Origin of the sequence: Pectobacterium peruviense, from assembly GCF_003312355.2 — a bacterium.
GTDB classification, from domain to species: Bacteria; Pseudomonadota; Gammaproteobacteria; order Enterobacterales; family Enterobacteriaceae; genus Pectobacterium; species Pectobacterium peruviense.
The window spans coordinates 994973-1015016 of record NZ_CP161826.1 but is presented as its reverse complement, the minus strand read 5'-3'; the positions used below and the strand labels follow the sequence as shown (position 1 = coordinate 1015016).

Genomic DNA, 20044 nt, shown 5'->3' with positions numbered 1-20044 from the left:
CTTTCCTTAAGCCAAGTTTACTACCGCTGGGCGGCTGTCTTGCGGCACCGTCGGCGTTGTCTGACCAAACCAGGCAATCTGATGATGCAAATCCACCACCTCGCCAATCACCAGCAGCGCCGGTGTCGGCGCTTGCCGTGCCAAATGTTCTAACTCTTGCAGCGTACCAATTTGTACCAGCTGATCGTGTCGAGTACCGCGACTGATCACCGCGACAGGCGTCTGCGATGATCGGCCATGTGCGATAAGCTGCTGTGAAATCTCCGCAGCCTTCATCGTTCCCATATAAATCGCCAGCGTCTGACGCCCACGCGCCAGCGTTGACCAGTCCAGCGCATCGCCATCGGGGCGACAGTGTCCGGTAATAAAAATCACGCTCTGTGCATAGTCACGGTGCGTCAACGGAATCCCCGCATACGCCGTGACGCCCGCTGCGGCCGTCACGCCGGGCACCACCTGAAATGTGATTCCTGCCTGCGCTACCGCTTGCAGTTCTTCGCCGCCGCGGCCAAAGATGAAGGGATCGCCGCCTTTCAGACGCACGACCCGCTTGCCTTCCTGCGCCAGCTTCACCAGTAGCTGATTAATTTCATCCTGCGGCAGCGAGTGCGTGCTGGCGCGTTTCCCAACGCAAATGCGCTCCGCATCACGGCGCACCAAATCCAGCACGTCGGCGCTGACCAGATGGTCATACAGCACCACATCCGCCTGCTGCATCACTTGCAATCCACGCAGCGTAAGCAACCCAGCATCACCGGGACCCGCACCAACCAGAGCCACTTCACCTCGTGCTGAGGCGGGCAGTTGCTGCTCGTCTTGCTGATGAACCAACTGCTGTTGTAGTTCGTCTTCGGCCTGCTCCAACTGTCCGGCAGAAACCAGCGACGCAAAGCGCCCGACAAACAGCCGCTCCCAAAAGCGACGGCGTGCGGGCATCGAATGCAATCGGGTTTTAATCCTGTCGCGCCAGCTTCCGGCGATTTCCGCCATCGTCCCCAAGCTGGCAGGCAGTAATGATTCCAGTTTTTCACGCAGCAACCGCGCCAGTACCGGTGCCTGTCCCCCTGAGGAAACCGCCACTACCAGCGGAGAGCGATCCACAATCGAGGGGAAAATAAACGTGCACTTCGGCTGATCGTCCACCACGTTGACTAGCAAATGGCGCTGATTCGCCGCCTCAAACACCGCCGCATTCAGCTCGGCGTCATCCGTTGCGGCAATCACCAGAAAAACTCCAGATAACAGTTCCGGCGTAAAAGATTTCGCCAGCCATTCAACCTGCCCGGCCTGATGCTGTGCAGCCAACGGTTCCGCCAGCGCTAACGCGACAATTTTCACCTCCGCACCCGCGCGTTGCAGCAGATCGATTTTGCGCGTAGCAACTTCCCCACCGCCAACAACCAGTACCGGGCGCTGACGAAGATCGGCAAATATAGGGAGATAGTTCACAATCGCCTTAACTAAGCAAAAAAGTAGATAATGCGACTATACGGTGTGGACAGAACACTTATGAAATGCCGAATTGGAATGACAAGTTCCGTAATGGAATAACACCACGTTTACAAATGCGATTGGGGCGATGACTGCGGTAAAAATGACGGTGATAAAAGGCAAGACAACTCCCTAATTCAGAGTGATGGCAAGCCTATTTACGGGACGAGAACGGTGATAATGGGATAGAAGAGTAAAGCGTCCGCGCCAAGGACAAAAGCGTCAGGAACGCTTTTGAACGTCGCTTGCGACGGCCCTGAAAGGGTGAATCTCATGGATGAGATTCATATCCGCGCGGCTCGAGCTTACAGGGAGGTACTTGCAGCGTCTTTACGATCTACCCATTATCATCGCTCAACACACTTTGTGTATTATGGTTTTCTCTTTTACCCTTCGTGCAACCCGCACTCGCGCTTTAAGCCGAAGAAGCGGGTTTCTTCTTCGCTCATGCCCGGTTCCCATTTGCGGGTGGTATGCGTATCGCCGACGGACAAATAGCCCTGATCCCACAGCGGATGGTAGCTCAGGCCGTTTTCTTTCAGATATTGATACACCGTCCGGTTATCCCAATCGATAATCGGCAGGAATTTAAAGACGCCGCGCTGAATCGCCAACACGGGCAATTCGCCCCGACTGCCAGACTGCTCACGGCGCAGGCCAGCAAACCAGGTTCCCACGTTTAACTCGCTCAGCGCCCGGTTCATCGGCTCAACTTTATTCAGCAGGTTGTAGCGCTCAATACCTTCCACACCCTGCTCCCACAGCTTACCGTAGCGCGCCTCTTGCCATGCTGGAGACTCTGCGGCGCGATACACGTGCAGATTCAGATTCAGCTGTTTCGTCAGTGCATCAATAAACTGATAGGTTTCAGGAAACAGATAGCCGGTATCCGTAAGGATGACCGGAATATCTGGCCGCTGTTGCGTCACCAGATGCAGCGATATCGCAGCCTGAATGCCGAAACTGGACGACAAAACAAAGTCGCCCGGCAGATTCTCCAGCGCCCAGCTCACTCTTTCCTGCGCAGACAGCTGTTCAAGCTGACCATTCACCGCAGACAGCGCAGCCACCTGTTCCTCTTTCGGTAACGCGTTGAGCGCCTCGAGGTTAAATTCGGCCATCAGGATCTCCTGTTAGTCATAAAAATCGCGAGCGGGATCTAGCACCGGTCTAATGATGTTGGTACGAATAACGAAATCGCCGAAGCCTTCATTCTGCTGACGATCTTGCGCCCACAGCCCGACAAGTCTGTCGATTTCGGCAAGGATCTCGGTTTCATTAATGTTTTCGCGATACATACGAGGAATGCGTGTTCCCTCGCGATTCCCACCAAGGTGCACGTTATAGCGTCCCATCGCTTTGCCCACCAGACCGATTTCCGCCAGCATCGCACGGCCACAGCCGTTCGGGCAGCCCGTAACACGTAGAACGATGTGCTCATCGCCCACGCCGTGCTGCTGCATAATGCCTTCTACTTTCGTGACAAATTCCGGCAGGAAACGCTCGGCCTCTGCCATCGCCAACGGACAGGTCGGGAACGACACGCAGGCCATCGAGTTCTTGCGCTGCTCGCTAACACTGTCATCAATCAGACCATGTTCACGCGCCAGCGCATCGATCTTCGCTTTGCTACGCGTCGGAACGCCCGCAACGATCAAATTCTGATTCGCCGTTAAGCGGAAATCCCCTTTATGGATCTTGGCGATTTCCGCCAGACCGGTTTTCAGCGGACGACCCGGATAATCCAGAATACGACCGTTTTCGATAAACAGCGTCAGGTGCCATTTATTGTCGATGCCTTTTACCCAGCCGATGCGATCGCCACGTTCAGTGAATTCATACGGACGCACTGCTTCAAATTTAACACCGGAACGCGCTTCCACTTCTTGCTTGAAGTTGTCTACACCCACACGTTCTAGCGTGTATTTGGTTTTGGCATTTTTACGGTTGGTACGGTTGCCCCAATCGCGCTGCGTAGTCACTACCGCTTCCGCGATGGCAAGCGTATGCTCAATGGAAATATAGCCCAGCTCACTGGCAGTACGTGGGTAGGTTTCTTTGTCACCGTGCGCAATAGAAAGCCCACCGCCCACCAGCACGTTAAAGCCGACAAGACGGCCATTATCGGCAATCGCAATAAAATTGAGATCGTTCGCATGCAGATCCACATCATTCTGCGGCGGAACCACGACGGTGGTTTTGAACTTACGTGGCAGATACGTTGAACCCAGAATCGGCTCTTCATCCGTCGTCGCCACTTTTTCCTGATCCATCCAGATCTCGGCATAAGCACGCGTGCGCGGCAGCAGATGCTCAGAGATCGTCTTCGCCCACTCATACGCCTGCTGATGCAGTTCGGACTCTATTGGGTTAGACGTACACAGCACGTTACGGTTCATGTCGTTCGCCGTCGCCAGCGCATCCAGCCCGATGCTATTCAGCATCTGGTGTACCGGTTTCACGTTCGATTTGAGAATACCGTGATACTGGAATGTCTGACGGTTGGTGATGCGAATGCTGCCATAAATGGTGTTTTCGCCCGCAAACTTGTCGATCTGTAACCACTGCTCCGGCGTCATCACGCCACCGGGCAAACGGCAGCGCAGCAACATCGCATGGCGCGGTTCCAGCTTCTGCTCGGCACGCTCGGCGCGAATATCGCGGTCATCCTGCTGATACATGCCGTGGAAACGGATCAGCAGAAAGTTATCGCCCTTAAAGCCGCCAGTCAGACCATCGTTCAGGTCTTCAGCAATTGTGCCGCGCAGAAAGTTACTTTCTGTCTTCATGCGCTCTGCATCAGTGAGTTTCCCTTCTACCACCAAGGGGCCAGGGTGTTTTTCACTGAAAACGTATTTTTCGCTCATTAGTACACATCTCGCTGATAACGGCGCTCAAGGCGCAGATCGCTTAAAAACTCATCGGCTTGTTCACTGTCCATGCCGCCATGCTCAACTATCACATCCAGCAGTGCCTTTTCGACGTCTTTCGCCATACGGTTAGCATCGCCACACACGTACAGGTGCGCACCGTCCTGGATCCAGCGCCACACTTCCGCACCTTTCTCCCTCAGTTTGTCCTGTACATAGATTTTGTGTGCTTGATCGCGCGACCACGCGAGATCGATGTGCGTCAACAGCCCTTCTTTCACATAGCGCTGCCATTCAACCTGATACAGAAAATCTTCCGTAAAGTGTGGGTTACCAAAGAATAGCCAGTTTTTCCCTTCTGCCCCATCGGCATCACGCTGTTGCATAAAAGCGCGGAATGGCGCAATTCCGGTTCCGGGCCCAATCATAATGACCGGAGTTTCCGAATTAGCAGGTAGGCGGAAGTTATCGTTATGCTCGATAAAGACGCGGATTTCATCGTCTTCACTCAGCCTGTCAGCCAGATAGCTGGAAGCACCGCCTGCACGCTCGCGGCCTTCATATTCGTAGCGCACCACGCCAACGGTGATATGCACTTCGCTTTCGGCTTCCGCCTGCGAGGAAGCGATAGAATAAAGACGCGGCGTCAGCGGACGCAGCAGGCCAAGCAGCTGTTCCGCCGTCAGTTCTGCTGGCGCTTGTCGTACCATATCAACCAGCGGCGTCCGCTGCGCAAACTGCTGAAGCGCAGGCTTATCGGCCAGCAGCGACAACAGCGTCTCATTACGCGACAACGCCGCATATTTCTCGACGATCGGCGCAGTATTTTGCGTCAGCTCAAAGTGACTTTTCAGCGCTTGCGACAATGGCAGCGTATTGCCGTCAACGCTGACGGACTCATCGCCTTTCAGCCAGAGCAGTTCCAGCAACTCCTGCACCAGAGCAGGATCGTTATCAAACCAGACACCCAGTGCATCACCCGGCTGATAACGTAAGCCGGAATCCCCCAGATCGATCTCGATATGGCGCACGTCTTTTTCTGAACCACGTCCGGTTACTTTCTGATTCACCGCAAACGTGGCCTGCAGCGGCGAGGATTTGCCGTACGGGCTGCTGGTAATTTCATCCAGTGCCCCCTGAGCGGCAAGCTGGGCCACCGCATTGCCCTGAACCGGCACTCGCGCCAGCAAAATATCAACCAACTGACGCCGCCATTGTTCGGCAAGCGCTTTATAATCCACATCAGCATCGACGCGTTCCAGCAAGCGTTCCGCGCCTAACTCCGCCAGACGGCCATCGAAATCCTTACCCGCCTTGCTAAAGAATTCATAAGAAGTATCACCCAAGCCAAACACGGCAAACGCGGTGTCTTTCAGTTCCGGCGCTTTTTTGGAAAGCAGGAACTTATGCAGCGCAACCGCCTCTTCCGGCGGCTCCCCTTCACCCTGTGTGGACGCCACGATCAGCAGCAGCTTTTCCTGCCCGATTTGCTTGAACTTGTAATCACCCGCATTGACCAAATTGACGGACAGCTTGGCCGCCAACAGGTCGTCACGTAATTGTTCCGCGACCCGACGCGCGTTGCCAGTCTGCGAGGCAGAGATCAGCGTGATGGTTTGTACCGGCACCGTTACTGCAGAAGCAGTGGCCGCGGCGATCGTTGCACCAGGCTGCACGTTTCCAGGCTGTTGTACCAGCCCCCAGAAATAGCCGGATAGCCAGGCCAGCTGCGTCGATGAAAAATCACCGGTTGCCGCCTGTAAACGCGTTAATTGCTCCGCGCTCAGCGGAAGCAACGAAGTGGGGGAAACCGGAGTAGTCATTGTGATTTCTGTTTCCTTGTGCCTGTGCAGTTAGCCAACGGCGCTAATACAAAAACATGCAATAAAAAGATGGATGGAGGATAAGGGTAACGATCTGCATCTTAACAATTAAAGAAATGATGGAAATATTAAATAACCAAAATGACTAAATGGTTTTTCTGATAGTCCTTACTGCTTAAAGTGTTATAGCCGATGGGGTGCGCGTTTCATGGCGATATGGGCAGGAAATCATGAGGAAAGAGGGGCTGCCGCGCAGCCCCATACAAACAGGATGTGGGCTAAATTTTTAGGACTTTCATGCCGAAATCGTCAGGATGAACGATATTTTCGAGCTTACCGACCTGTAATAAGTCGCCATTAGAAACGACACTGCTGATATTGGTATCAGGAAAGCGGAGATTCTTGATGAGATGCACCACGATAGGCTTACCCTTTTTATCAATATCCATCACCCACCCAAGAAAGCCTCCCGAGTATTTCGCCAGACTCCCTATTGGGTAAAGGCCGTAAATTTGCACGTACCTGACCAGAATAGCCTTATCATAGGCACCGTTCGCCTCATAGATTTTACGGTAAGCAGCCAATGGCGTACGGGGAGAAATGCCATTGCGCGTATGCCTTAGCTTATTAATCGCTTTAATTACAGAGACTAATCGGACTAACTCCGATAGTTGATCCACCTGTTTACCGTGCGGATAGCCGCTGCCGTCCAAACGCTCGTTAGCATTCTCAATCACATCCCGACACGTGGGAGTTATCACCCAGCCTAGCTCACGTAATTTCGCGCATAGCACGCCGACATGGCCGCTAAGGATCGCTTTCTGCGCCGGATTCATATTCACTTTCAGCGACGGAAGATGGGCGTTTACCAGTAGAGGCTTGCCCATCGTGTGGAGTAACGCGCCTAACACCGCCTCACGCACCTGAGGATTATGCGGATCGGAAATTAACAGCATGTCGGCCAGCTTCCCCGCGACCTGAACAGCATGCCTGACCCAATCTGCTTCATCGCGCAGGAAAGACAGCGCATACAGAAAGGCTTTTCTCTCTTTTTTGACCATATAGAGCAGGGTGTCGACGCAGTCGTAAAAGATATCAATAGGCAGTTGATTGCGAGTTTTCATGTACATCAGCCCAATCTGAAGCCGGTGAGCAACCTCCATCACTCCTCGTTCCATCGGCGTCTGGCGAGTACGTTTCTCTCGCTCCTGACTTTCTCGCAGCAACAGACTTTTCTCCTTGGTGCCCGGAATGAATAGCGGGGACGAATACACCATGCTGCCAGTAACGCCAGTTCGATATGCCGCTTCTCTTTCCGACTCATTCGTGTAGTGAAGCAAGGCTTCCGACTGGGATGAAGACAAATTGATAAATTGGATACCGACGGCGGCATAGCCATTATTCCCAAATGGCCGTATATGGCGAATTTTCCCCTCGGCATAAAAACTTTCTCCGTTAGGGAATTCAAGCGTGATTCCGGGAATATCTTGACCGACTTCAATCGCAATACTCTCAACCAGATCGATTTCGACCAGACATCCACCGGTTGATAAATTACGCAGCGTTCCGGGTACGTTAAGTGTATGCATATACACTTCAATACGAGCACGGGCCTGCATGCCAAGAATAAAAGGAATACGAATCGCACCTCTGTTTTCCATGACGAAAACAGACTCAGGCAAACGGCACTCCAGCCGATAAAACATACTGTCCATCTTGAATAATTGTGTAGGAATATTACAAAGACTGTAGGTTTCGCGTTCGATGCTCTCCGTACCTTTGAGTGCTTCCAGATCAAAATTCAAACCACCATCGGCAAGATATCTGTCGATATCCGAGCCAGAATATTCCACATCCAACACGATTCGGCTTTTATCCAGATTCAGTTCCGCAACGTCTGCCTTCAATGCATATAGCATATCTTTAGCATAGATAGACATAACATAGGTATGTTGCAGCAATGTGCTAATCACTTTAGCGGGAGGGGGAGAAAATTTTTCCACTATAAGATCCACCTATTAATGCGATGGTGATATATCAAAAATCCCAAAAAGGACTTCTCTCTTTTTAATAAAAACAAATTCTTTCGTGGGATTTAATGATTTAGAAAAATGCCGACCTTTACTGGGTAAACGTCAAGCAGGCTCAATTTCTTATTTTTTCTCATCCCAATATCATTACGAAACGACGATCTCATCGTTGTTTATCATCCTAACAAGGATGCCTAGAAGGCACAACGACCACACACCCTCGCAAAATAGACTTAAATTTAAACAAAAAGAAGATTAATTCTAAAAAAACAAAAATAATAAACATTAAAAACCACAAAAATATCAATTTAAGATACAAAAAACCAATACATACATAGATTTAAACGATCATTATTTTTTAATCAATAGCCAATGACTATCAAATGAGAATTATTGATCATTTAAAACAATTTCCAAACATTCCAAATTACTGTGTAGAATCCAGACGAGCAATGTTATGGAATTGCTATTTCTATGGAGAGGGTGAGTAATCAGTAAAATGAATACAACAACATTGAATATCGATGGGAAAATTTTTAGGCTGACAGCAGAGTTTCAGCCTATTATCCATCTCCCTCAAAATAAAATATTTCGCTATGAAGCCCTTGCCAGGTTTTATAACTCAGAAGGCGTGTTGGCATCGACCCAGCAGACAATAGATCAAATTGAGAAATGTCGAGCCATCGATGAAGTGACAGATTTTATGTTTGATGTTGTCTGTCAGGTAATAAAAAATAAAAGTAGCATGACAATATCATTCAATTTGTCACACTTACTTTTTAATAATATGCCCTATTTGGAAAGATTGTATCAAAAATGCGTAATACATAAGGTCAGTCCACAAAATATAGAAATAGAGATCAGTGAAAAAACGACCCGACAACAGTTAATTGATGGAATTCCGTTTTTAAACCAAGCAAAGAAATATGGTTTTATGATTTCATTAGATGATTTTGGTGCAGGAAACCTACAGATAGACAGCTTAAGTTTGTTTAACTTTGATACAATAAAAATCGATCGTTCCATTATAGATGGTATAGGTAAAGAAGAGACAAAATCACAAAAACTAAAAGTCTTATTGAATAAACTTATCCCTCTTGGCGTAAATATTATCTGTGAAGGCGTTGAAAAAGCCACCGATTTGAATCGGTTAAATAAATACCATCCGATTGGTATTCAAGGATACATTTTCTATCGCCCATTAACGTTCAGCCAATTAAGGCTGCTGGAAGGTTTTTAGCTGGCATCGCAACGTCTGCCGCCCCGTTCTCCACAGGTTAGCGCGTCATAAGCAGTCAGCAAAAGTCATTCCCACGGTAAATTCCCCACCAACAGTGCCTTAGACGATCGACATTAGCGAACAGGCTCACATTTCTGGCGTTCACCCCAGGAATTTATCCTTTGCGATAGCACATCAATGCGATACTCACGCCAGTAGCAACGGGAGAAGAATGATGTGGCAACGACGCGCACTGGAACTCAATACGCAGGATATTTGGCACTGGCAACAGGTCATTTCGGTCGTCGATTATGCCCGTGAACACGGCTTCAATACGCTGGTTCTGGGTGCGGCAGATTTACTGGATAAACTGGTAACCCCGGAAGCCTACAACAACGCGCGCTTTGACGATCGCATCAGCAGCCAGCAGCGTTCCCGCTGCGTTTATCTGAATCAGGTTGCAGCACACTGCCGTGAACAGGGTCTGGCGCTGTATCTGCAATGTAAAGAGCTGTCGTTTCCCACGGATCTACTGCTTCATCACCCAGAATTACTCGACGACAAACAGAGCCTTCGCATGGATACCGATTTTTGGTGCGACTATCTTGCCGCCAAAGTCGAGCTACTGATGCAGCAAATCCCACGGCTGAGCGGCCTGCTGCTGGCGATATCCAACAGCGACAGTCTGCTGCGCTTTTCTGCCCCTTCTGGCGATGAGATTAACGGTGTCCTTCCCGTCACCACACACTGGCCAACTCACGCCGACAGCGAGCAGATCTACCACCGTTTATTCTCCGCCGTCGCCCGTGTGATGCATTATCACCAGCGCCATCTGGTGTTGCGCGCGTTTCCCGCCAGCCATCAGGATATCGGTAATGTTCTGAACGCTATTCGCACGCTATCGGAATCCGTCTCCGTCGCCATCAAAGTCACGCCAGAGCGTTTCTGGCCTGAATTTCCCAATAATCCGGCACTGCTGGACATTAACGGGCGTGAAGTCTGGGTCGAGCTGGATCTGGCTGGCGAAGAGGTCGGCTGGGGCAATCTGCCCTTCCTGCGCTACACCGAGGTACAAGGGCGGTTGCTGTGGTGTCGGGAGAAAAACCCCGCGATTGTCAGCGCGCTGTGCCGTATCAGTTGGGAAGGCGTAGATAACCACAGCGTGATCGGCACGCTAAGCGAGTTCACGCTGTTCGCCTGCTCCCGGTTACTCACGAACCAGACTGCATCGACAAACGAAAGTACGCTGTTTGCACAGTGGTTAATGGCACGCTATCAGTGGCAACCGGACGATAGCGTACTGCACACGATGCAGGCCTTGCTTGATCAGGCGCATCAGGCCATTTCTCTGTCGCTCTATACGCGTCACCACGTTTTTCATCGCCACAGCCTGCTGCCGACTAGCTTTGGTCAGGCAATCTGGAGTCTGTACGGTCAGCTCAACCGTAACCACTGGTTGCCGGGTTCCGGTCAGGATATTACATTCGACCCGCAGCATGCAGAGCTAGCGTCACAGAACCTCTATCACATCGCTAAAGAGAAAGATGCCGCATGGCAGTTGGCGGAACAGTGCCAGCAGGCAGCACTGCAATTCTCCCGTGAACACACAATGCCGGAAGCGCTCAGACAGCGCTGGCAACAGGAATGGCGTGGTCTAACCCTGTATTGCCGCGCGTTTGTTCATGCGCAGAAAGCCTTCTTTACGTTGCACTACTGCAAACAGGTGGAGAACAACTGGACGCTGCGTGAAATCGCCAAAACCAATATTCAGGCGTTATACGGCATTGGGCATGAGATGGAGGATTTCTGTTTGCAACACCGGGATTACCCGGTGAGCCTGCATGTGATGTTTGATGCCGGGCGTCCGCGCGCGTTAGCCGATAGCCTGCAACAGCAGTTGGCTGAACTCACGTAACGCACCGGCAGTCCCTACCCATCAATAACTATCTTAATCACTAACAGCCCTAGCGAATCACCCGTTTCAGAATGCGCTCCCCAGAATTGCTGAAGTTTTTCGCCGACTCTTCGACGCTCTTTTTACTATAATCGAGCTGCTCGATGGTTTGCAGGATCAGGCTGGCAAGTTGAGGATCTTCAAGATAGGAAGAGACGGGCGTTTGCATCGGCTTTTGCAGCGCCAGCGATAATCCGGCAACCGACAGATCGTTGGTGTCCAGCTTCTGCTTTTCTTCCAGCGTATGTCTGGCAATGCGGCTGAGCGGAATACCGCGCTCGGTCCCCATCAGCAGCGCGCCTTCAGGATCGTTCATCAGGAAATTCAACAACAGCGCCGCTTCTTTCGGGTGTTTGGTGTTTTTGCTGATGGCAAACAGCATCGACGGCTTGAAGAACTGCCCTGAATTCTCCGAACCTGGCGTCATGATATACGGTCCTAATTCAAGCTTACCGGGTGCTGCCAACGGATCGGCGTATTTCTTCACAACCGAAATCCACAGATGCGCCCCACCGTATTCGCCGTTAATCCAGGGGCGCGTTTCATACATGCCCACTTTGCCAAACGCGTTGTAATACTTTGAAGACGGCATTACATGTTCGTCGATCAAACGCTTGTAGAAGCGGAATGCCTCGATCCATTGCGCCTCACTGTAGTTAAAGCGTTTGTTCTTCTCATCGATCATGCCGATCTGATATTTCTGCGTCATGTAATAGTTGATCAATTCCAACACGCCTTCACCACTGTCCTGCGCAGGCGAAGCAATTGGGAAATAGTTATCACCCAGTTTTTCTTTAAATACCTTGCCCGCGTGGAACAGCTCATCCCAACTGGTGGGATACGGCAGCCCGGCTTTCTTCCAGGTTTCCGTGTTGTAGTACATCACCAACGCATTCAGCGAGGTGGAAATCGCGTTCACCTTACCGTCGATGGTTGCTGGCTTCAGCGCATCTTCGGGGAAATCCTGCAATTTCAGTGTATCGGTCAGCTTATTCAGGTCATAAAACCCAGTGCCAGTCTTGGAAAAAATCGGCAGCCAATTCCAGTTCACCTGGAGTACATCCGGCTCCTCACCGCTGGCAATTTGCGTCGTCAGACGAGATAAGTGCCCGTCCCAACCGGTATATTCAGGTTTTACACTGATATGCGGATAGTGTTTCTGAAAAGCTTCCAGCGCGCTCAACGTCGCCTGATGACGGCTGTTTCCTCCCCACCAGGAGAGGCGTAATTCCACTGGTTCAGCAGCCTGCGCGAGCGAACAGAGCGCAGAGAAGGCGATGACAATCAGTCCAAGTAATCTCATTTTTCCCCCAACGACATTATTATTGTGGTGTGTCTGGTGTGGCGTATAGATGAGAACAGGTAGGGTACATGGCTACATTTCTCGACCCTGACAAGATAGGCAGAACCTTTTTTATCGCGCCAGTCACCGCGGCGGGAAAACGCGTGATTTGCGGGACGGATGGAAGAAATGTTGATGACAGCGTCGCGTTGGCAGGCATTTCAACCACGCAGCATGAGTCCTATCTGACGCGGTAGGGAGGCGCCTCACATCATTAACCGACGCACCACACCAAAAAGAGATTTAATTCACAAATAAGAAACACAAAAACAACAAAATCACTCCACGTACCCGGCAAAAGAGAGAAAGCAGCCTAAAAGCGTGATGAAACACACACTGCATGAAGCACCGTGTCGCCCTCTTCGTTATGCCTTTCACATTCTCTTAAGCGGTATGCCCTGCGCTGTGAAGCCAGTTCCAAGCTCCGCAGATTTCATCGTGGCAGACCTGCCGAACACCCCAAAACATGCTGCAATGCGATCATGAAGGACAAAATTGGATCTCATCATGAAACACTCTATTCAGTCATACTCCCCCGCCGCTGATGGCGTCACACCGGATACCGCCATTTTTCAGCAAGCTATCGATCAGATTGCGGCGCAAGGCGGCGGCACGCTGACGGTGGAACCGGGACGTTATCTGTTAGGGGGATTACTGCTGCCTTCCAATTTTTGTCTGCAACTGGAGGCCGGAGCTGAACTCATCGTCAGCGGTGATTATGAACAGTTTGCGCAGGCTGCGACAATCAGCATGGCCGAACTGTCGCACCGTGCGTTTCTTTATGCCTATCAACAGCGCAATATCACGATCTGCGGTCAGGGTAAGATCATGGGGAATGCCGATGCGTATTTTTCTGCGGAGCCTGACGATCAAGGCTACCGTCTGCCAGCACAACATCGCCCACGTATTGTAGTCTTCGAGGATTGCGAACACGTTCGTTTGTGTGATTTTACGATTGAACACGCCCCAATGTGGACCGTGCATCTGGTCAGCTGTCGCCAGATCATCGTCGAACGTTTGACGATTGATAACGATCTGAGCATGGCGAATACCGATGCGTTGGATCTCGACAGCTGTCAGCAGGTGCAAATCAGTAACTGTTCATTGAGCGCTGCCGACGATGCGCTGTGCATCAAAACCACCCATAAGCCTCCCCATCTGCAACGTAAGGTGCAGCAGGTTGTCATCAGCAACTGTCTGCTGCGTTCCAAGAGCTGCGCGCTAAAAATCGGCACCGAAACCTTTGCCGATATCGAAGATATCTCCGTCAGCAACTGCGCTATTTACGATACCAACCGCGCAATCGGCCTGATCTCTCGTGATGGTGGCGCATTCCGACGCCTGCAATTCAGCAACATCACGTTCCAGTGCGTTGCCGCACATCCGTGCCACTGGGGCAAAGCCGATCCGATCTTTATCTCCGTGCGCTATCGCGATCCCGCCATCGAGCCGGGTCGGATCGAAGCGGTACAATTTTCTCAGATCGCTGGGATCAGCGAGGGGGCAATTAACCTGCACAGCACACCCGCAGGCTACATTCGCGATATCCACTTCCACGCGGTGCATCTCGAACAGCGGCAGAGCGATTCACCGGAACAGGGCATGTACGATGTGCGCCCACCCTGCAACCCAGAACGCCCAACAGGAATGGGGCTGGACAATGCATATCGGGTCGATCCTGCGACAGGTCGTGCCTTCGGCGTCGAGCATTATCCAGACGGCATGCCTGCACTCTTTGCCCGTGGCGTCCTAAACCTGACCACCAGCCACATGACGATCCACCGCCCCGATCCGCTGCCATCCGGCTGGCATCACACTGCGATCGTGCAGTTGGAAGAATAAGCACTTTCGGGTAGTATGCGACGGCTTTTTGCATACTATGTTCTGGAAGCCCCTTTTTCAGAACGAAACCGGGAACATCGCTATGGTCACTACACTATTTAAAGATTTTCAGTTTGAAGCCGCACATCATTTGCCTCACGTGCCGGAAGGCCACAAATGCGGGAGACTGCATGGGCACTCTTTCATGGTGAGACTGGAAATTACCGGTGAAGTAGATCCGTATACCGGCTGGGTGATGGATTTCTCTGAACTGAAAGCCGCGTTCAAGGCGACATGGGAACGGTTGGATCATCACTATCTGAATGAGATCCCCGGTCTGGAAAACCCAACCAGCGAAGTGCTGGCACACTGGATCTGGCAACAGCTGAAGCCGACACTACCGCTGCTCAGCGCCGTGATGGTGAAAGAAACCTGCACCGCAGGCTGCGTCTATAAAGGCGAGTAACGAGGAAGTAGCGTGTAGTCTGGCGTGAGGATCCTTTTCTCACGCCTCCTGATATCAGGCGATATTCAGGTACTTATGCGTCTGCATGGAAAGCCGCCAATTGCGGGCAATACAGGTCGCGATGCACAGTTTGGTCGCGTCGTCTTTCTGACTGATCGGCTGTAACGCTACGATGCGCGGCTTATCATCATCAAGCCGCGCCAACAGTGCATCCAACGCTTCGATATCACGTTCACGCGCCACCGGGTGTTTGATTTCATCTGCCCGTTGCAGCGCCTGATCGAGCACCTTCATGCCACCACGCATGTTCACCTTTGGCGATACCGTCACCCAGGTTTTGGGCGAACAGCGCACGTCGTGCGTGCCGCTGGTTTCGATCTGGCAGCTGAAGCCCTGCTTTTCCAGTTGTAGCGTCAGCGGTGCCAAATCATGAATGCAGGGCTCGCCACCGGTGATCACAATGTGGCGTGCGGTGTAACCTTGCTGCGCCATCAGTGCCAGAATATCGTCCGCACTCGCCGCGCCCCAGGCGTCGCTTTCTTCCGTTTTTACCAGCACCTGATCCAATGAGGTTTCCCGCTCTACCAGTTTGTCCCAGGTATGTTTGGTATCGCACCAGCTACAGCCTACCGGGCAACCTTGCAGGCGCACAAACACCGCCGGAACACCGGTAAAATAGCCTTCGCCCTGTAACGTCTGGAACATTTCATTAATCGGGTACTGCATGTTTTTCACTGTCTCGCTGACTTAAAAAACACATTATACCCTAAATCATTCGCGTTGCAGGGCGGCAGCTGCTCAGCAACCTATTCGTCAGCAACACGCCAAGCCGAGGACAGTTGAGTAATTCGACGAGTGCGTCAATAATCAATCTGTTGTTACGATTTCGCCTGCTTTCATGTTTCATTATTAACAAGGACAAAAATAAATGAAGTTATTGAAACCATTAGCCCTATTACTCGCCTCTTGTGCATTTGTGCCTGCGTTTACGCAGGCACAGGATATCGCCCAGGTTAAAACGCAGCCAGGCTATTACCGCATGATGCTCGGACAGTTTGAAATCACCGCCCTGTCTGACGGCACCAACACCATGTCCATGGACAAACTGTTGCAGCGCACCCCTCCGGAAAAAATCACCGAACTGTTGGCAGAAAAATCGCTAACGCCACAGGTGGAAACATCGATCAACGCCTATTTGGTCAATACCGGGAAACACCTGATTCTGATCGATACCGGCAACGGTAAACAAAGTAACCCTACGGTAGGGAAAGTGCTGCCGAATCTGATTGCGGCGGGTTATAAGCCTGAACAGGTCGATACCGTATTGATGACCCACCTACACGGTGACCACTTTGGCGGTTTGGTGCAGGACAATAAGCTGAACTACCCGAATGCCACCGTGTATGTCAGTCAACCAGAAACCGACTTCTGGCTCATCCCAGAAAATCTGAAGAATGCGCCAGAAGGTAGAAAGGCGGCGTTCCAACGCGTGCAGAACATCTTTGATGCCATTAAGAAAGATAACAAGCTGAAAACCTTCCCAGCCCCGCAGACGGTACTTCTGCCCGGAATCACCGCGATTCCAAGCCCAGGGCATACGCCGGGACACACCTCGTTTATGGTTGAAAGCGAGGGGAAAAAGTTGCTGGTATGGGGAGACATCGTTCATGCGGAAGCAGTACAGATGAGCTTACCAGCCACCACCATCAGCTTTGACTCAAATATGGATCAGGCGACGGAATCTCGTAATAAAGCACTGGCCGACGCCGCTAGTCAGGGTTATTGGGTCGCGGGTGCTCACCTGCCCTTCCCCGGCATCGGCCACGTAGGTACACGCCTGGAACGCAACGGCACCACCAACGGTTACCGCTGGCTTCCGGCGAATTACAGCATAGCTGGGCTGTCACAGTAATCCCCTCGCCGTCACTCAAGCAGGGGGCGAATTCGCCTCCTGCTCCTCCACCACCTCCGCAATTTGCTCATACAGCCACTTGATTGCCGGATTACTGTCCTGCCTTGCATGCCAGAGCGCCGAGAGCGTATACCTCGGTAAATCAAGCGGAACCGGGCTGTCGACCAGGCCGTAATGCTGACACCACAGCGTCGCCAGCTTTTCCGGTACGGTAGCGACTGACGGCGTTTGCTGCAATATTCCCGGCAGAGCGGAGAAATGCGGCGTGGTGTAATGAATCGTCCGCGTCATTTCCTGTTTTTCCAGCATGTCGTCCACGACACCACGTGCACGTTCACGGTAAGTCACCAGTAAATGGCGCTGCTGGCTGTATAGAGCCAAAGGAAGAGGACATGGCAACGTGAGCTGCTGCGGATGCCAAAGCGCTCGGAACCCTGACGATAGCAGCGCGCGCTGCTTCAACCAGTTGGCCTGCGAGCTGGTAACGGAGATCACCAGATCGACGCTGTCATTTTCCAGCCGATCCACATCCAAAAATGGATCGGTGGCAACAAGGTTGATGCGCAAATTAGGCGCAGTCGCGTTGAGCCGTTTCAGCAACAACGGCATCAGCCATATTTCTACCCAATCGGTCATTCCCAGCGTGATCACACGTGAATCTGTCCGCGGATCAAATCTCTCGGGATCGCCCAAAACCGACTGCAACTGTTCAAAAGTAGGTGACAGTTGGGTCGCCAGATAATCCGCGCGCGCCGTTGGGCGCATCACCTGCCCCGTGCGGATAAACAGCGGATCGTCAAACAGTGTACGCAAACGCGCCAGCGCACCACTTACGGCGGGCTGCCCCAAATGCAGCTTATCCGCCGCAGCGGAGACGCTTTTCTCGCGATACAACACCAGAAATGTCACCAGCAGATTTAAATCTACGCCTCGAAAATCATTTTCCATGATAGTCAGTATCAAGTTAATCAATTTGAACAATAGTAGCGTCAGCAGAATAATCGTTCCAGTCCCTGACGAGCAGGGTCACCTTCCAGGAATACATAATGAAAATGAATCTTCTGAAACAGACATTATTACCCGTGGTTTTGCTGACGGGAACGCCCCTTATCGCCGAAGCAGAATCGGTGCCTCAACTGAGAACGCAGGCGCCGGGTTATTACCGGATGATGCTAGGCCAGTTTGAAATTACTGCCCTTTCTGACGGTACGGTCACTATCCCACTGGATAAGCTGCTCACCCACATTCCCCACGAGGACATGCTGCACCTGCTGGCGCAAAAGAATCTCCAGCCGCAGGTTGAAACCTCAATTAACGCGTATCTCATTAATACGGGTAAACAGCTGATACTGGTAGACACAGGGGCTGGGCCGCTATTCGGAAAACAGGGAGGGAAATTACCCGACAACCTGCGCGCCGCTGGCTATCCACCTGAGAAGATTGATACCGTTTTGCTGACCCATATTCATGCCGATCACTCTGGCGGCGTCTCGCGTGACGGCAAGCTAGTTTTCCCTAACGCCACCGTTTACGTTAATCAGAAAGATGTGGATTTCTGGCTCAATCCGTCTAACAGCAACCATGTTCGGGATAGCGAGAAACACACGTTCGGGCAGTCGGAGGATTCATTGCAGCCCGTCGTTGCGGCCAAACGGCTGAAAACCTTCTCCGGCAAGCAGCCGCTTTTTCCGGGCATTACCGCTGTTCCAGCGCCGGGGCATACGCCAGGTCATAGTCTTTATCAGATCGAAAGTGACGGTCAAAAACTGACGCTATGGGGCGATACGATCCATGCCGAAGCGGTACAATTTCCTCGTCCGATGACCACGATCGATTTCGATCGCAATATGGATGAAGCCGCAGAAGCGCGTTTACAGATTCTGGCAGAGGCGGCGCAGAATAATGAATGGATTGGTGCGGCACACATTTCCTTCCCCGGTTTAGGTCAGGTCAAAGCCGTGTATGATTCAAGCGGTAAACCAAACGGCTATCGCTGGATCCCTGCGAATTACAGTATGGCGGGGCTAAAAAACTAAGGGGCAGAATGGAATTCATTACGTTAATTACTGGCGGTTCGCGCGGCATCGGTCGCGCAACCGCACGCTATCTGGCAGGAAAAGGCCACAAGATTTGTATCGGCTACCGCACCCAGCAGGATAGTGCGAATAGCGTCCTCGAAGAGATACGCGCGAGCGGCGGAACGGCCATCGCCGTTCAGGTCGATATCGCCGATGAAGAGCAGGTCATCGAACTCTTTAAGCAAACCGATAAAATGCTTGGGCATCTGACAGGCCTAGTGAATAACGCCGCGATACTCAAACCTCAGGCCACTATTGAACAACTTGATGCCATACGGCTTAACGATATTTTTGCCACCAACACGGTGGGCAGTTTTCTCTGTGCTCGGGAAGCGGTCAAACGCATGGCATTACGGCATGGCGGAAAAGGCGGAGCTATCGTCAACGTGTCATCCGCAGCCGCTCGGCTGGGTTCGCCACACGAATATATCGACTATGCGGCCTCAAAGGGCGCGCTCGATACCTTAACTATTGGTTTATCTCTGGAAGTCGCCGATCAGGGCATTCGGGTTAACGCCGTGCGGCCCGGTTTTATTTATACCGATATGCACGCTGACGGTGGAGAACCGGCAAGGGTCGATCGCGTCAAACATTCGCTGCCTATGAAACGGGGTGGTCACCCGATGGAAGTCGCGCAGGCGATAGGCTGGCTCTTATCGGACGAGGCCTCTTACGTCACTGGGAATTTTATCGACTTGGCGGGCGGGAAATGAAACATTCCGCTTACCTTCACGAGTTTCTTATACACAGATGCTGCGAATTATTATGGGTTTTGCCGTTATCCGGCGTAAAAATTATGCAGCGGTGAGCTTGACCGCCGAGTGAGCGACAGGACGTCGCGAAAGCCAGTGCCGCGTCGGGAGCGCGTCACTGGCGGCTCGACTAGCGGTCAGGTACACCGATGGAACCGCGCAGCGGCATAATTTAGCCGGAAGCCTGGGTTCGCAGGGCGGCGGCGACTGAGCGCCCTGCGTCGGGCGCGTGTAGAGTATCGCATATGAATAGCGGCGGTGTGGCGCACGAAACTCCCCCCTTAGC

General features: G+C 51.9%; 16 protein-coding genes. 8 read left to right on the top strand and 8 right to left on the bottom strand.

What is annotated here, in order from left to right; all coding sequences use genetic code 11:
• Positions 1 to 6: 6 nt before the first annotated feature.
• The 5 genes from cysG to DUT67_RS04480 all read right to left on the bottom strand — a co-directional run bounded on the left by cysG (position 7) and on the right by DUT67_RS04480 (position 8187).
• The gene (gene cysG, locus DUT67_RS04500) at positions 7 to 1449 is read right to left on the bottom strand and encodes a siroheme synthase CysG (RefSeq protein ID WP_113632833.1); all 1443 of its coding nucleotides are present in this window, start codon (positions 1447 to 1449) and stop codon (positions 7 to 9) included.
• Positions 1450 to 1877: 428 nt separating this feature from the next.
• On the bottom strand, positions 1878 to 2612 hold the full coding sequence (locus DUT67_RS04495) for a phosphoadenylyl-sulfate reductase (RefSeq protein WP_113632832.1): 735 nt from the start codon (positions 2610 to 2612) through the stop codon (positions 1878 to 1880).
• A 12-nt stretch (positions 2613 to 2624) separates the two neighbouring features.
• The gene (gene cysI, locus DUT67_RS04490) at positions 2625 to 4358 is read right to left on the bottom strand and encodes an assimilatory sulfite reductase (NADPH) hemoprotein subunit (protein WP_113632831.1); all 1734 of its coding nucleotides are present in this window, start codon (positions 4356 to 4358) and stop codon (positions 2625 to 2627) included.
• Positions 4358 to 6184: an NADPH-dependent assimilatory sulfite reductase flavoprotein subunit gene (gene cysJ, locus DUT67_RS04485; protein WP_113632830.1), complete on the bottom strand. Its 1827-nt coding sequence runs from the start codon at positions 6182 to 6184 to the stop codon at positions 4358 to 4360. The genes cysI and cysJ overlap by 1 nt, the downstream gene beginning before the upstream one ends.
• A gap of 278 nt (positions 6185 to 6462) precedes the next feature.
• Positions 6463 to 8187 carry a PilZ domain-containing protein gene (locus DUT67_RS04480; protein ID WP_113632829.1) on the bottom strand — a complete coding sequence of 575 codons (1725 nt, stop codon included), beginning with the start codon at positions 8185 to 8187 and terminating at the stop codon, positions 6463 to 6465.
• 526 nt (positions 8188 to 8713) lie between these two features.
• Here DUT67_RS04480 and DUT67_RS04475 point away from each other — a divergent pair.
• Together DUT67_RS04475 and DUT67_RS04470 are read left to right on the top strand one after the other, a co-directional pair.
• Positions 8714 to 9454 (top strand): EAL domain-containing protein, encoded by a 741-nt coding sequence (locus tag DUT67_RS04475; protein WP_048261994.1) that lies wholly within the window; start codon positions 8714 to 8716, stop codon positions 9452 to 9454.
• 214 nt (positions 9455 to 9668) lie between these two features.
• Positions 9669 to 11348: a hypothetical protein gene (locus DUT67_RS04470; RefSeq protein WP_113632828.1), complete on the top strand. Its 1680-nt coding sequence runs from the start codon at positions 9669 to 9671 to the stop codon at positions 11346 to 11348.
• Between the two features lie 49 nt (positions 11349 to 11397).
• Here DUT67_RS04470 and DUT67_RS04465 read toward each other — a convergent pair whose 3' ends face one another.
• Complete coding sequence (locus DUT67_RS04465; protein WP_048261997.1) at positions 11398 to 12690, bottom strand: ABC transporter substrate-binding protein; 1293 nt, start codon at positions 12688 to 12690, stop codon at positions 11398 to 11400.
• Positions 12691 to 12758: 68 nt separating this feature from the next.
• On the opposite strand from DUT67_RS04465, the gene DUT67_RS04460 reads away from it, so the two are divergent.
• The 3 genes from DUT67_RS04460 (at position 12759) to queD (ending at position 15016) form a co-directional block, all read left to right on the top strand.
• Entirely contained in the window at positions 12759 to 12926 is a 168-nt protein-coding gene (locus DUT67_RS04460) for a hypothetical protein (RefSeq protein WP_157860054.1), read from the top strand.
• A gap of 310 nt (positions 12927 to 13236) precedes the next feature.
• A complete protein-coding gene (locus DUT67_RS04455; protein WP_113632827.1) occupies positions 13237 to 14571 on the top strand; it encodes a glycoside hydrolase family 28 protein in 1335 nt (444 codons plus the stop codon).
• Between the two features lie 82 nt (positions 14572 to 14653).
• Complete coding sequence (queD, locus tag DUT67_RS04450; RefSeq protein WP_039293382.1) at positions 14654 to 15016, top strand: 6-carboxytetrahydropterin synthase QueD; 363 nt, start codon at positions 14654 to 14656, stop codon at positions 15014 to 15016.
• A 54-nt stretch (positions 15017 to 15070) separates the two neighbouring features.
• Here queD and queE read toward each other — a convergent pair whose 3' ends face one another.
• On the bottom strand, positions 15071 to 15742 hold the full coding sequence (gene queE, locus DUT67_RS04445) for a 7-carboxy-7-deazaguanine synthase QueE (RefSeq protein WP_113632826.1): 672 nt from the start codon (positions 15740 to 15742) through the stop codon (positions 15071 to 15073).
• Positions 15743 to 15944: 202 nt separating this feature from the next.
• Between queE and DUT67_RS04440 the strand changes: the two genes are divergently transcribed.
• Positions 15945 to 16928: an MBL fold metallo-hydrolase gene (locus tag DUT67_RS04440; RefSeq protein WP_113632825.1), complete on the top strand. Its 984-nt coding sequence runs from the start codon at positions 15945 to 15947 to the stop codon at positions 16926 to 16928.
• Between the two features lie 15 nt (positions 16929 to 16943).
• On the opposite strand, the gene DUT67_RS04435 is transcribed toward DUT67_RS04440, so the two are convergent.
• Positions 16944 to 17876, bottom strand: a complete 933-nt coding sequence (locus DUT67_RS04435) for a LysR substrate-binding domain-containing protein (protein ID WP_113632824.1) — start codon at positions 17874 to 17876, stop codon at positions 16944 to 16946.
• Between the two features lie 98 nt (positions 17877 to 17974).
• Here DUT67_RS04435 and DUT67_RS04430 point away from each other — a divergent pair, with 98 nt between their 5' ends.
• Both DUT67_RS04430 and DUT67_RS04425 read left to right on the top strand, forming a co-directional pair.
• The gene (locus DUT67_RS04430; RefSeq protein ID WP_113632823.1) at positions 17975 to 18964 is read left to right on the top strand and encodes an MBL fold metallo-hydrolase; all 990 of its coding nucleotides are present in this window, start codon (positions 17975 to 17977) and stop codon (positions 18962 to 18964) included.
• Positions 18965 to 18972: 8 nt separating this feature from the next.
• Entirely contained in the window at positions 18973 to 19719 is a 747-nt protein-coding gene (locus tag DUT67_RS04425; protein ID WP_113632822.1) for an SDR family oxidoreductase, read from the top strand.
• Positions 19720 to 20044: the final 325 nt, after the last annotated feature.

Excerpts from the sequence above, each read along its gene's own strand:
- DUT67_RS04475 (WP_048261994.1), top strand. The coding sequence starts at position 8,714 with ATGAATACAACAACATTGAATATCGATGGGAAAATTTTTAGGCTGACA.
- queD (WP_039293382.1), top strand. The coding sequence starts at position 14,654 with ATGGTCACTACACTATTTAAAGATTTTCAGTTTGAAGCCGCACATCAT.
- DUT67_RS04435 (WP_113632824.1), bottom strand. The coding sequence starts at position 17,876 with ATGGAAAATGATTTTCGAGGCGTAGATTTAAATCTGCTGGTGACATTT.
- DUT67_RS04460 (WP_157860054.1), top strand. The coding sequence starts at position 12,759 with ATGGCTACATTTCTCGACCCTGACAAGATAGGCAGAACCTTTTTTATC.
- queE (WP_113632826.1), bottom strand. The coding sequence starts at position 15,742 with ATGCAGTACCCGATTAATGAAATGTTCCAGACGTTACAGGGCGAAGGC.
- DUT67_RS04495 (WP_113632832.1), bottom strand. The coding sequence starts at position 2,612 with ATGGCCGAATTTAACCTCGAGGCGCTCAACGCGTTACCGAAAGAGGAA.
- DUT67_RS04425 (WP_113632822.1), top strand. The coding sequence starts at position 18,973 with ATGGAATTCATTACGTTAATTACTGGCGGTTCGCGCGGCATCGGTCGC.
- cysI (WP_113632831.1), bottom strand. The coding sequence starts at position 4,358 with ATGAGCGAAAAATACGTTTTCAGTGAAAAACACCCTGGCCCCTTGGTG.
- cysJ (WP_113632830.1), bottom strand. The coding sequence starts at position 6,184 with ATGACTACTCCGGTTTCCCCCACTTCGTTGCTTCCGCTGAGCGCGGAG.
- DUT67_RS04455 (WP_113632827.1), top strand. The coding sequence starts at position 13,237 with ATGAAACACTCTATTCAGTCATACTCCCCCGCCGCTGATGGCGTCACA.
- DUT67_RS04470 (WP_113632828.1), top strand. The coding sequence starts at position 9,669 with ATGTGGCAACGACGCGCACTGGAACTCAATACGCAGGATATTTGGCAC.
- DUT67_RS04430 (WP_113632823.1), top strand. The coding sequence starts at position 17,975 with ATGAAAATGAATCTTCTGAAACAGACATTATTACCCGTGGTTTTGCTG.
- DUT67_RS04440 (WP_113632825.1), top strand. The coding sequence starts at position 15,945 with ATGAAGTTATTGAAACCATTAGCCCTATTACTCGCCTCTTGTGCATTT.
- DUT67_RS04465 (WP_048261997.1), bottom strand. The coding sequence starts at position 12,690 with ATGAGATTACTTGGACTGATTGTCATCGCCTTCTCTGCGCTCTGTTCG.